The following is a 12,105-nucleotide window of genomic DNA, read 5'->3' as shown; positions in this document are numbered from 1 at the left end:
CGCGCCGCGCGACGCGCGCGGTCGCCCCGCTATGGCAGCCACATCGGTACGATCGAGATCACGAGCAGCAGCCCGAGCCCCGCATTCAGGCAACGCCACTGCCGCTCGCTGCGCAACACGCGCGCGAACAGGAGCCCGGCAAAACACCACAATGACAGCGACGCCATCGCGGCCACGCCGAACGCGACCCCGAGCAACACGCCGAGCCGTGCCGGACCGGACGCAAGCGCGGCGAACGACGCGGCCGCGCCGAGCGTCATCGCCCAGCCTTTCGGGTTGTGCCACAGCATCCACACGCCGCTGATGAACCCTTGCGGCCGGTGTACGGCGGCATCGAGCCGCGGCTTGCCGCCGCGCCCGATGCGCACGGCCAGCCATACGAGGTACAACGAGCCGGCTGCCTTCATCGCGAGCTGCAATGCCGGCAGTGCGAGCAGCACGCCGCCGAGCCCGGCCGCCGCCGCGGCTGCCATCGACGCCAGACCGGCCGCGATGCCCGTCATCATCGGCAGCGAACGCCGGTAGCCGAAATGCGCACCCGACGCGGTCGCGAGCGTCGTCGCGCCGCCCGGCGTCACGGTGGATACCATCACGAACAGCATCAGCGGCAGGTAGTCGTGAAGCGGCACGGCGGCTCCCGGTTGTCGTCATCGAAGCCCCGTTTTACCCTCGCCTCTTCCATTACAACAGCGAAAGATTTTTATGCCTGTCATTAGTGTTCATAATATGAGGCATGGCACGCAATCTCGACATCGCACTGCTGCGCGCATTCGTCTCGGTCGCCGATCATCGCAGCATGACGGCGGCCGGCCATGCGCTGCACCTGACGCAAGGCGCGATCAGTCAGCAGGTCGCACGGCTCGAAATGCTGTCCGGCCCGCTGTTCGTCCGCGAGCATCGCAACCTGCTGCTCACGGCGGCCGGCGAGCGGCTGCTCGAACAGGCGCGCCGGCTGCTCGCCGTACACGATGCGCTGCTCACCGACATGACGGCCGGTGCGGTTGAAGGCGCCGTTCGTCTCGGTGCGCCGCAGGATCTGGTCGGCACCTGTCTCGCGCCGATCCTGAAGCACTATGCACAGGCGCATCCGCAAGTCGCGCTCACGCTCGTGTGCGCGGCATCGCCGGAACTGCGGCGCGGGCTCACGCAGGGCGACCTCGATGTCGCGCTGATCGAGGCGCCGGTCGGATCGGCGCGCGGCGAGTGCATCGCCGTCGACCGGCTGGTCTGGGTCGGTGCGAAAGGCGGCACCGCTCACCGCAACACGCCGCTGCCGGTGTCGATGGTCGCGCAGACCTGCGCGTTCCGCCCGACCGTGCTCGACGCGCTGCGCGGCTGCGATCGCGCCTGGCGCACCGTGTTCGAGAACGGCAGCTTCGATGCAACGGCCGCGACCGTGCGTTCCGATCTCGCGGTAACCGTCTGGCTCGCGTCCACCGTGCCGGCCGACCTCGACATCCTGCCGGCCGGCAGCGGCCTGCCCGCGCTGCCGAACTTCTCGATCAACCTGCATGTGCCGCGCGGCCAGCTCACGCCGGCCGCGACGGAACTGGCCCGCTACCTGCGCAACGGCTTCGCACGCCTGCGCGCGGCCGCCTAGGGCCTGTTTACGCGAATAACGGGCTTGCGAACGTGCCTTTCCGCCCGTCCCCCAAGGGGACAAGCGACGCACGACGCCGCAATGTGGGCGGAAAGGCACGTTCCCGCTACACGGTGCCCGGCTCCTGCGGTACGGGCGTCGTGCCGGCAGCCTCCAACGCCTGATGCAGCGTCGCGAAAATGCACGACGCACCGACGACGTCGGTGATCCCGTGACGATCCATGTCCGCGCGCAGGTAGCGGTTCACGCGCCCGAACAGCACGCCGATCCCGCGCGCGTGCAACGACTTGACGAGGTCGGTCAGCGTCCGCGCAGCCGAATAGTCGACATCGGTGATCGCCCCCGCATCGACGACGAGCCAGCGCGGCGGCACCGGCGCCGCGTCGACGAGCTCGGTGATTTCGCCGGCAAACAGATGGTCGTTCGCGAAGAACAGGTCGGAGCCGAACCGGTAGACGATCAGCCCCGGCGCCGTCATCGCGCCGCGCCGCGCGGGCACCGGCTGCCACCGCCCGTTGCCTTCGACGGGTTCGAGCACCATCGTGTGCGGTTGGTAGCTGTGGCGCACGTGCCGCATCAGCGACAGCGCAACGGCCAGCAGGATGCCGTGTTCGACGCCGACGGTCACGACGGCCGTGGCCGTCACGAGCGCGAGCGTAAATTCACCGGGACTTTCCTTGCGGATCGCCGCGAGGCTGCGCACGTTGATCAGCCCGAGCGCGATCGTGAAGACAATGCCGGCCAGCACCGCATGCGGCAGATACTGCAGATAGGTGCTGAAGAACAGCAGCACGACGGCCACGACGGCCGCGAACGCGAGATGGCCGATCTGGCTGCGCACGCCCGCGCCGTCGGCCATCGCCGTCTGCGTCGGGCTGCCGTTGACGACGAACGCGCCGCCGACCGCCGCCGCCGCGTTCGCGGCCGCGAGGCCGAGGATGTCGGCGTTGGTGTCGACGTCTTCACCGTACTGCTGCGCGAACACGCGCGCGGCGGCCGCGCTCTGCGCGATGATCATCACGAAACACGAGGCGGCGACCGGCACGAGATCGAGGAACTGCTGCCACGTGACGGACGGCCAGCGCAGCGGCGGCAACCCGCCCGCGACGGGCCCGAGCACCGCGATGCCATGTGCGGCGAAGCCGAACATCTCGCTCGCCGCGATGCTTCCCGCGACGACGATCATCGGCATCGGCACGCGCGGCAGGAACCGCTTGCACGCGAGAATCGCGACGACCACGAGCGCCGCAAGCGCGAGCGTCGGCCGGTTCGCATGGACGAGATGCGTGACGACGTAGTCGAGTTGCGCGAGGCTGCGCGACGCCGGATACGGCACCGCCAGCCCGAGCATGTCGCCGAGCATCGCGATCGACACCTGTACGCCGACGCCGGCGAGAAAGCCGACCAGCACCGTGCGCGACAGGAAATCGGCGAGAAAGCCGAGCTTGAAGATGCGCGCGAGCAGCAGCATCGCGCCGGTCAGCAGCGCGACCATGCCGGCCAGTGCCGCATATTCCGCGCTGCCGGCCGGCGCCATCGACGACAGCCGGCTCGCGAAGATCGTCGCGGTCGCGGAGTCGGCGGCGACGACGAGATGGCGCGATGCGCCGAAGCACGCGAACGCAATGAGCGGCAGAAACACCGTATAAAGACCCGTAACGGCCGGCATCCCGGCGATGCGCGCGTAGCCGAGCACCTGCGGGATATCCATCGAGGCGAGCGAGATGCCCGCGAATACGTCGCGGGTGGCGCCTGCCCGGCGGATCGGGAGAATGCCTTTCAGCAGCCGCACACCTGACGGGCGGCTTTCGTTGGAATCTTGCATGCGTGAAATGCGTGAGGTCGAAGTGACGGGGTTCGCGAAGTCGTTCGCGCATCGTGCCCCGGGCGGGCCTTGCATGGCAAGTGCGCGAACGCGTCGCTCACCGTTGGCGAATCGGTCGCACGCCTGCGCGAGCGACACCCCGACAACACATGCGCCGTTCGCATGATTGCATGGATCGCCGATCACGCGCTTCGACGCGCGAAGGCCCGCCGTCACGGGCTCGCGCCGATCATCGGCATGCGCGCAATGCCTCCGCGCAACCGACTCGCACACCGAGTGGCGGTGACACACGCTCACCTCCCGTCCTCACCACGATGCAGAGGACACCTCTACAAAGGTGAGCCGATTCGGGAGCCGTTCGACACGCCTTCACCGCACACGTCCGGAACCCGATGGCACAATCACGGTCCCTTTCATGCGCCCTTCACCGGGCGCGCGCCGCATCGCGACGCCGATTCAACGCACGAGAAGGCCCCTGTCCGCCCCTATGACCCTGAACGAATCCTGGTTGACGCCGCTCGTCGGCATCCTCATTCTGCTCGCCGCCGCCGGCGCGATCACCGCCGCCGTCCATTTCCTGCTGTTTCGCGTGGTCGCGCGGCTCGCACGGCTGTCCGCCACGCGCGTCGACGACGCGCTGTTCGAGTTCGGCGCATTCAAATGGCTGAACCGCATCGTCCCGTTCGTCGTGATCAAGCTCGGGCTCGGCGCGGTGCCGGGCATTCCGGAGCGCGCGACGCAGGCCGCCGACAAGGTGCTGTTCGCGCTGATCGTGTTCCTCGTGACGATGACGATCAGCGCAACGCTGTCCGCGCTCGAGCACACGCATCGCACATACCAGCGTGATCAACGCGACCAGCCGCACCTGTCGCTGAAAGGCGCGATGCAGCTCGTCAAGCTCGTGATGTTCATCACGGCGGCACTCGTCGTGATCGGCGATGCGACCGGCAAGCAGATCGGCCTGCTGCTGTCGGGCATCGGCGCGATGTCCGCGGTGCTGATGCTGATCTTCAAGGACACGCTGCTCGGCCTCGTCGCCGGCGTGCAGCTGTCGTCGAACGACATGCTGCGGATCGGCGACTGGATCACGATGCCGTCGGCCGGTGCGGACGGTACCGTCATCGACATCACGCTGAACACCGTCAAGGTCGCGAACTTCGATCACACGATCATCACGGTGCCGACGTGGAAGCTGATCACCGAGAGCTACCAGAACTGGCGCGGGATGACCGAAGCGGGCGGGCGCCGCATCAAGCGCGCGCTGTTCGTCGATGCGACGAGCGTGCGTTTTCTGTCGAACGACGAAATCGAACGACTCGAACGCCTGACGCTGCTGAAGGACTATCTCGAGGACAAGGTCGACGCGATCGAGCAATGGAACGGCACGCTCGGCGCGGCCGGCGACTGCCCGGCGAACCGCCGCCAGCTGACCAATCTCGGCACGTTCCGCGCGTATGTCGCGAACTACCTGAAGGGTCATCCGCGCATCCGCCGCGACATGACCTGCATGGCGCGGCAGTTGCCGCTCACGGCCGAAGGCATTCCGCTCGAACTGTACTGCTTCACCGATACGACATCGTGGGTCGACTACGAAACCATCCAGTCCGACCTGTTCGATCACCTGATCGCGGTGCTGCCGGAGTTCGGGCTGCGCGTGTACCAGCACCCGTCGGGCTTCGACATGCGGCAGATGGCCGGCGCCGCGCAAGCCGGGCTGCAGGCGCCGCGCGCCGGTTGACGAGCGCCACACGGCGGCCGCCCACCGGCCGCCGCCTGCCGTCGGACGCGGCCGCATTTACCGCGCCGCGCACTCCGACGCGAGCCGTCCGAGCACCTTCAATGCGTCCTCGATCTGCCGCGACCACGGATAGCTGTAGTTGAGCCGGATGAAATGCCGGTAATCGGTGCCCGCCGAAAACATGTGGCCCGGCCCGACCGTGATCCGCTGCGCGAGCGCGAGCGTGTACAGCCTCATCGCGTCGACCTGCTTCGGCAGTTCGACCCACAGCACGTAGCCGCCCTGCGGCTGCGACAGCCGCGTGCCCTCCGGAAAGAAACGCCGCACCATCGCACTCATCAGGCTGGCCTGCTGCGCGTACTGCTTGCGCATGCGCCGCAGGTGGAAATCGTAGCCGTCGTACTTCAGGTACTCGGCGATCGCCAGTTGCTCGATCGCGGGCGTCGCGAGCGTGTTCAGGAATTTCAGTTTCTCGACCTGGTCGCGATAGCGGCCCGGCATCGCCCAGCCGATCCGGTAGCGCGGCGACAGGCTCTTCGTGAACGATGCGCAATGCAGCACGAGCCCGTCGCGGTCGAATGATTTCAGCGCGCTCGGCGTCGTGTCGCCGAAATGCAGCTCGTGATAGACGTCGCTCTCGATCGCCGGCACGCCGTGCTTCGCCAATAGCTCGACGAGCGCGCGCTTGCGCGCGTCGGACATCTGGAAGCCGAGCGGATTCTGGAAGTTCGGCATCACCATGCACGCGGCGATGCGCTCGCGCTCGAGGATCCGTTCGAGCGCATCGAGGTCGATGCCGTCGCCCGGGTGGGTCGCGACTTCCAGCGCGCGCATGCCCATCCGCTCGATCGCGTGCAGCATCGCGTAGAACGTCGGCGATTCGACGGCGATCGTGTCGCCCGGCTTCGCGACGGCCTGCAGGCACAGGTTGATCGCCTCGGTCGCACCGATCGTCATCACGATCTCGCCCGGCTCGACCGCGATCCCGCGTTCCGCGTAGCGCCGCGCGATCTGGCGGATCAGCTCCTGGTTGCCGGGCGGCAGGTCGTCGATCACGCCCCAGCGCGTGCGGCGGCGGCCGATCGCCTGCGCATAGCGCGCGAGGCGCTGCACCGGAAACTGCGATGCGTCGGGATACGGCGAGCCGAGCGGCACGGCGTCGTCGCGCGCGATCGAGCGCAGCGTCGACAGCACGAGTCGGCTCACATCCACGGCCGACGGCTCGGCCGTCGGTGCCGACGTATGCAGCTCGGCCTCGGCCGGCGCCGCCGCGCGTGCACGCACGAAATAGCCCGACTGCGGCCGGCTCTCGATCAGGCCGCGGCTTTCCAGCACGAGATACGCGCGCAACACGGTCGTGACGCTGAGCTGCTGCTGCCGGCTCGCCTGCCGCACCGACGGAATCCGCTCGCCCGGCCGGTACACGCCACGCTCGATCTGCGCCTGGAGATCGTCGGCCAGTTGTTCGTAACGCTTCACGCGCCTCCCTTTCAACTTCCATTCAACAACACAGTTGCGATCCGCACTGTCCGAATCGCCGCAACTGTACTCTTTTTTGAAGTGAACAGGTGTACACACAGCCGGACGGGTGCCGCGCGTACTCTGCAGCCATCGACCCCGACACCCGCTGCATCATGAAAAAGAAATCCGCCACCGCGCGCATCGAACCGTACACCCACCCGGCCGCCGGCTGGGGCGCGCTGAAAGCCGTCACGATCAACCTGATCAAGGAAAAGGTCGCTGGCGGCAACTACCGTACGCTGCTGCGCCAGAACCAGCCGGACGGCTTCGACTGCCCCGGCTGCGCGTGGCCCGACCGCCAGCACGCATCGACGTTCGAATTCTGCGAAAACGGCGTGAAGGCGGTGGCCGCCGAAGCGACGAGCAAGCGCGTGACGCCCGAATTCTTCGCCGCGCACACGGTCACCGAGCTGCTCGAACAGTCGGATTTCGAACTCGAACAGCACGGCCGCCTCACCGACCCGATGGTGTACGACGCGCAAACCGACCGCTACGTGCCGATCGCATGGGACGACGCGTTCGAACTGATCGCGCGCCACCTGCGCGCGTTGCCCGACCCGAACCAGGCCGCGTTCTACACGTCCGGCCGCGCGAGCAACGAAGCGGCGTTCCTGTACCAGTTGCTGGTGCGCCTGTACGGCACGAACAACTTCCCCGACTGCTCGAACATGTGCCACGAGGCGACGAGCCGCGGGCTGCCGGCCTCGGTCGGCGTCGGCAAGGGCACCGTCACGCTCGACGATTTCGAGCACGCGGACACGCTGCTGATCTTCGGCCAGAACCCCGCGACCAACCACCCGCGGATGATGGGCGAGTTGCGCGAATGCGCGAAGCGCGGCGCGACGATCGTCTCGATCAACCCGCTGAAGGAGCGCGGCCTCGAACGCTTCGCCGATCCGCAAAGCCCCATCGAGATGCTGACGATGTCGGGCACGAAGATCGCGTCGACGTTCATCCAGCCGACGATCGGCGGCGATTTCGCGCTGATCAAGGGGATGGCGAAGCGCGTGCTCGAACTCGACGATGCCGCGCGCGCCGCCGGTGCGCCGCGTGTGCTCGACACCGCGTTCATCGGCGAGCACACGGCCGGCTTCGACGCGTTCGCCGACGATCTTCGCGCCGAAAGCTGGTCCGCGCTGACCGCCGAAAGCGGCGTGCCGTACGAGCAGATCGACAGCCTCGCGCAGCTCTATGCGCGCAGCGAACGCGTGATCGCGACGTGGGGCATGGGCATCACGCAGCACAAGCATTCGGTCGCGACCGTGCAGATGCTGACCAACCTGATGCTGATGCGCGGCAACATCGGCCGCCCCGGCGCGGGCCTGTGCCCGGTGCGCGGCCACTCGAACGTGCAGGGCAACCGCACGGTCGGCATCGAGGAAAAACCGTCGCAGGCGTTCCTCGACCGCCTCGGCCACGTGTTCGACTTCGAACCGCCGCGCCACCACGGCTACGACGTGGTCGAGACGATCGAAGGGATGCTCGAGGGCCACGTGAAGGTGCTGATCGGCCTCGGCGGCAACTTCGCGATGGCGACGCCCGACACGCCGCGCACGTGGGAAGGCATGCGCCGTTGCGATCTGTCGGTGCACATCACGACCAAGCTGAACCGCAGCCACCTGATCCACGGCCGCGACGCGCTGATCCTGCCGACGCTCGGCCGCACCGAGATCGACCTGCAGGACAACGTCGCGCAAGGCGTGACGGTCGAGGATTCGATGAGCATGGTCCACGTTTCGTACGGGATGAACAAGCCGGCTTCGCCGAACCTGATGTCGGAGCCTGCCATCGTCGCGCACATGGGCCATGCGCTGTTCGGCAGCGGCAAGATCGACTGGCTCGCGTACAAGGACGACTACGCGAAGATCCGCGACGCGATCGAGGCGACGCTCGACGGCTTCTACGACTACAACACGCGTATCGCGCGGCCGGGCGGCTTCCACCTGCGCGTCGCGTCGCGCGACCGTGAATGGCTCACGCCGACGGGCAAGGCGAACTTCATCGCGCACGCATTGCCGACCGACACGCCGATCCAGCGCGCCCGCGCGCTGCACGGCGAACGGCTGATGACGCTGATGACGACGCGCTCGCACGACCAGTACAACACGACCGTCTACGGGCTCGACGACCGCTATCGCGGCGTGTTCGGCCAGCGCCGCGTGGTGTTCGCCAACCGCGACGATCTCGCGATGCTCGGCCTGAAGGCCGGCGAATGGGTCGACATGGAAACCGTGTGGCACGACGGCATCGAGCGGCGCGCCGACGGCTTCCTGCTCGTCGAGTACGACATCCCGCGCGGCTGCATCGGTGCGTACTACCCGGAAACCAACCCGCTCGTGCCGCTCGACAGCGTCGGCGACGTGTGCAACACGCCGACGTCGAAGTCGGTGCCCGTGCTGCTGCATCGCGCGGCCGCGCCGGCGTCGATCGCCGCCTGACGGAGCGCGACGATGATCGTTCGTCCGCGCGAGCACTGGCTGCGGATGCTGCTCGTCTGGAACGGCTCGGTGCTGCCGACCATCCTGCCGCAGCTCGTGCTGACGCTCGCGATCAGCCTCGTCGCGGTGTGGGGCGGCGGCCGCGTGCTCGGCGAGAAGGTGCCGCTGAACCCGACGCCGTTCACGCTGATCGGCCTCACGCTGGCGATCTTCGCCGGGTTTCGCAACAACGCGAGCTACGAACGCTACCGCGAGGGCCGGCAACTGTGGGGCGGCGTACTGACCGCCACGCGCACGCTGGTCTCGCAGGCGCTCTGCTACGGCGCGGTCGACCGTGACGATGCGTCGCGGCGCGCCTTCGTGCGCACGGTCGTCGCATTCGTCTATGCGCTCAAGCATCAACTGCGTGGCACCGATCCGGCCGTCGATCTGCGCGGGCTGCTCGACGAGGCCACTTATGCGCGCATCGCCGGTTCGCAGTTCCGCCCGGTCGTCATCGTGCACGCGCTGCGCGAAGCATTCGCCGCACGCGCCGATGCGGGCCGCCTCGCGGACACACGCCTGTGGATGCTCGATGCGCGCCTCGACGATCTCGTGTCGATGGTCAGCGGCTGCGAACGGATCGCATCGACGCCGATCCCGTTTTCATACGACGTGCTGCTGCACCGGACCATCTATGCGTACTGCGTGCTGCTGCCGTTCGGCCTCGTCGACTCGATCGGCGCGGCGACGCCGTTCGTCACGGTGTTCGTCGCCTATACGCTGATCGCGCTCGACGCTATCGCACATGCGATCGCCGAGCCGTTCGGTGACGGGCCGAACCATCTCGCGCTCGATGCGATGACGCGGCAGATCGAGCGCACGCTGCTCGAACTGAACCGCGAGCCGCTGCCGGCCGAAGTGACACCCGGCCGCGCGTACCGCCTCACCTGAACCGCTCAGTCGCCGCGGCCGCGCAGGAAGCGGCCATGTTCGGCGGCTGCGTCGGCGATCCGCCGCAACAGCACGACGCCGCGCAGCAACGCGTTCGCGTCGTCGCCGTCGAGAACGGCCGCGCGCCGCCGCAGCACGCGCGCCGCCGCGTCGCAGGTCCGCTCGAGCTGCGCGAATTCCGCCCGCGCGACTCGCCCGCGCACCACGGCTACCGCACGGCGTGCGGCCGGCTCGCGCGATGCCAGTCCGGCGAGTAACAGCAGGCTGTCGCCGATTCCCCAGATCGCGAGCAGGTCGCTCATGTCGCGCTCGATCAGCGTCTGCGGCAGGCTGCCTGCAAAGCCGAGTTCGCGCGCGAGACGGTCGGCCGTCCGGCTCAGCCACACGCTCTCCGACCACGCGCGCGGGTCGCGTGCGATGCCGGCCAGGTCGCGGCGCACCGCACGATGCAACCGCTGCCGGCTCGTGCCGGGATCGCCGGGAAACACCAGCGCGAAGATCAGCGCGCCGAACGCGATGCCGAGCATCGTGGCGAGCGCGCTGTTCAGGAACGCGGCGTCGCCGATGCGCGCGGTATTGTCCGGCGACGTGAAATTCCAGAAGAAGATCGCAAAGGCGCTGCCCATCGCGGCCGTGCGCGGATGACGCATCGCGATGCCGTTGGCGACCAGGAACACGCCGAGGATGTACGCGAGCATCTCGAAGCCCGACACCGCGGGCAGCAGGATGAAGTTGCAGACGACGCCCGCGACCGCCGCGCATGCCGTGCCTTTCAGGAAGCCGACGGCCGCGCGCACCGAGTTCGGCCGCGTCGAGAACAGCGCGCCGACCACGGCGGTGATCGCGACGAAGCCGGCGCCCGACGGCCACGCGGTGACGATCCAGATCGCCGACGCGGCCAGCACCGCGATGAACGCGCGGATACCGTTGTGCCACGCGAGCACCGGATCGTGGTGGAACGCGTAGCGCACGCGCGAAGGCGGCGGCTCCGGCCGGTCGAGCAGCGCCTGGCTCGCGAACGCACGGTCGAACCCGGCGAGCAGCGCCGCCAGCCGGTCGAGCGTGAGCAGGCGCGACGTGTCCGGGCTGCGCTGCGCGGCTGCCTCCGCGTGCAGCGCGTCGTCCACACGCGCACGCAGCACCGCGATCTCGTGCCGCGCATCGCCCGACACGGCGACATGCTCGAGCACACGCGCGACCTCGTCGACCAGCGGATCCGTCGCATCGCCGGCGCGCGCCGCATGCTCGCGGATCGCCTGCCCGGCGGCCTGCGCGGTGAGCACGCCCAGCGCCGCCGCACGGAGATGGCCGATCGCGTTGCGCACCGGCGGTGCGCCTGCCGCCGCATATTCGGCCGCCGTGTCGAGTTCGAGCGCATCCGCAAACAGGCGGTGCACGGCCGTCCCGTTCGGCTCGCGGCGCAGCGCGCCCGCGCCGACCGCCACCGCACGGTCGAGATAGCGCGCGAGCCGCGTCCGGACATCGCTCAGCGGCGTGCCCGGCGAGAAGACGGTTTCGAACAGCGCGCCGCACAGAATGCCGACCACCACGTACAGGAACCGCGCGACCGCGATGTCGAACGCGTGCAGCGGCGCCGATACCGCATCCATCGCAATGATCGCGGCCGTATAGCCGGCAAGCACCGCCGCATACGCGCGGAAATTCCGCTGGAACGTCGCGACGCCCGCGCACAGCCCGATCCACGCGGCGAGCGCCGGCAGGAACAGCTCGGGCGTTTGCGCGAACGCGCCGGTCAGTGCGAGCGCGACGGCCGCGCCGATCGCGGTGCCGAGAATCCGGTACTGGCTCTTCGACAGCCCCATCCCGCGGCTGCTTTGCGCGACGATCCACACGGTCGACGCGGCCCATTTCGGATCGTCGAGATTCATCCGGAACGCAATATAGAGCGCGAGCAACGACGCGGCCGTATTGCGCAGCGCGAACGCGAGCGCGCCGGGCGGCAACGTCGGGCGCGCATCGCGCAGCGCGGCCCGGACGGCCGCGAGCGGCGGCACGCTGGGGAAGGCGAATTTCATCCGGCGAGCATACG

At 68.5% G+C, this 12,105-nt stretch carries 8 protein-coding genes; 4 read left to right on the top strand and 4 right to left on the bottom strand.

From position 1 onward, the window contains the following. Positions 1 to 29: 29 nt before the first annotated feature. On the bottom strand, positions 30 to 629 hold the full coding sequence (locus tag KEC55_RS18215) for a LysE family translocator (RefSeq protein ID WP_282509276.1): 600 nt from the start codon (positions 627 to 629) through the stop codon (positions 30 to 32). 104 nt (positions 630 to 733) lie between these two features. Here KEC55_RS18215 and KEC55_RS18210 point away from each other — a divergent pair, with 104 nt between their 5' ends. Next, entirely contained in the window at positions 734 to 1,600 is an 867-nt protein-coding gene (locus KEC55_RS18210; RefSeq protein WP_282509274.1) for a LysR substrate-binding domain-containing protein, read from the top strand. A gap of 106 nt (positions 1,601 to 1,706) precedes the next feature. Here the strand turns inward: KEC55_RS18210 and KEC55_RS18205 are convergent, their stop codons facing one another. Further along, positions 1,707 to 3,425 (bottom strand): SulP family inorganic anion transporter, encoded by a 1,719-nt coding sequence (locus KEC55_RS18205; RefSeq protein ID WP_282509272.1) that lies wholly within the window; start codon positions 3,423 to 3,425, stop codon positions 1,707 to 1,709. Between the two features lie 487 nt (positions 3,426 to 3,912). On the opposite strand from KEC55_RS18205, the gene KEC55_RS18200 reads away from it, so the two are divergent. Further along, positions 3,913 to 5,163, top strand: a complete 1,251-nt coding sequence (locus KEC55_RS18200) for a mechanosensitive ion channel family protein (RefSeq protein ID WP_282509270.1) — start codon at positions 3,913 to 3,915, stop codon at positions 5,161 to 5,163. A gap of 57 nt (positions 5,164 to 5,220) precedes the next feature. Here KEC55_RS18200 and KEC55_RS18195 read toward each other — a convergent pair whose 3' ends face one another. Then, the gene (locus KEC55_RS18195; protein ID WP_282509268.1) at positions 5,221 to 6,642 is read right to left on the bottom strand and encodes a PLP-dependent aminotransferase family protein; all 1,422 of its coding nucleotides are present in this window, start codon (positions 6,640 to 6,642) and stop codon (positions 5,221 to 5,223) included. Between the two features lie 155 nt (positions 6,643 to 6,797). Between KEC55_RS18195 and KEC55_RS18190 the strand changes: the two genes are divergently transcribed. Next, a complete protein-coding gene (locus KEC55_RS18190; protein WP_282509266.1) occupies positions 6,798 to 9,122 on the top strand; it encodes an FdhF/YdeP family oxidoreductase in 2,325 nt (774 codons plus the stop codon). A 12-nt stretch (positions 9,123 to 9,134) separates the two neighbouring features. Next, a complete protein-coding gene (locus tag KEC55_RS18185) occupies positions 9,135 to 10,055 on the top strand; it encodes a bestrophin family protein (protein WP_282509264.1) in 921 nt (306 codons plus the stop codon). A gap of 5 nt (positions 10,056 to 10,060) precedes the next feature. Here KEC55_RS18185 and KEC55_RS18180 read toward each other — a convergent pair whose 3' ends face one another. Beyond that, positions 10,061 to 12,091, bottom strand: a complete 2,031-nt coding sequence (locus KEC55_RS18180) for an FUSC family protein (protein ID WP_282509262.1) — start codon at positions 12,089 to 12,091, stop codon at positions 10,061 to 10,063. Between the last annotated feature and the right edge of the window lie 14 nt (positions 12,092 to 12,105).

The organism is Burkholderia cepacia (genome assembly GCF_029962485.1).
In the GTDB taxonomy this organism is placed as follows: domain Bacteria; phylum Pseudomonadota; class Gammaproteobacteria; order Burkholderiales; family Burkholderiaceae; genus Burkholderia.
Note: the sequence above shows the minus strand (reverse complement) of the source record. Positions and strands in the feature narration are given on the sequence as shown.

Excerpts from the sequence above, each read along its gene's own strand:
- KEC55_RS18190 (WP_282509266.1), top strand. The coding sequence starts at position 6,798 with ATGAAAAAGAAATCCGCCACCGCGCGCATCGAACCGTACACCCACCCG.
- KEC55_RS18180 (WP_282509262.1), bottom strand. The coding sequence starts at position 12,091 with ATGAAATTCGCCTTCCCCAGCGTGCCGCCGCTCGCGGCCGTCCGGGCC.
- KEC55_RS18200 (WP_282509270.1), top strand. The coding sequence starts at position 3,913 with ATGACCCTGAACGAATCCTGGTTGACGCCGCTCGTCGGCATCCTCATT.
- KEC55_RS18205 (WP_282509272.1), bottom strand. The coding sequence starts at position 3,425 with ATGCAAGATTCCAACGAAAGCCGCCCGTCAGGTGTGCGGCTGCTGAAA.
- KEC55_RS18210 (WP_282509274.1), top strand. The coding sequence starts at position 734 with ATGGCACGCAATCTCGACATCGCACTGCTGCGCGCATTCGTCTCGGTC.
- KEC55_RS18185 (WP_282509264.1), top strand. The coding sequence starts at position 9,135 with ATGATCGTTCGTCCGCGCGAGCACTGGCTGCGGATGCTGCTCGTCTGG.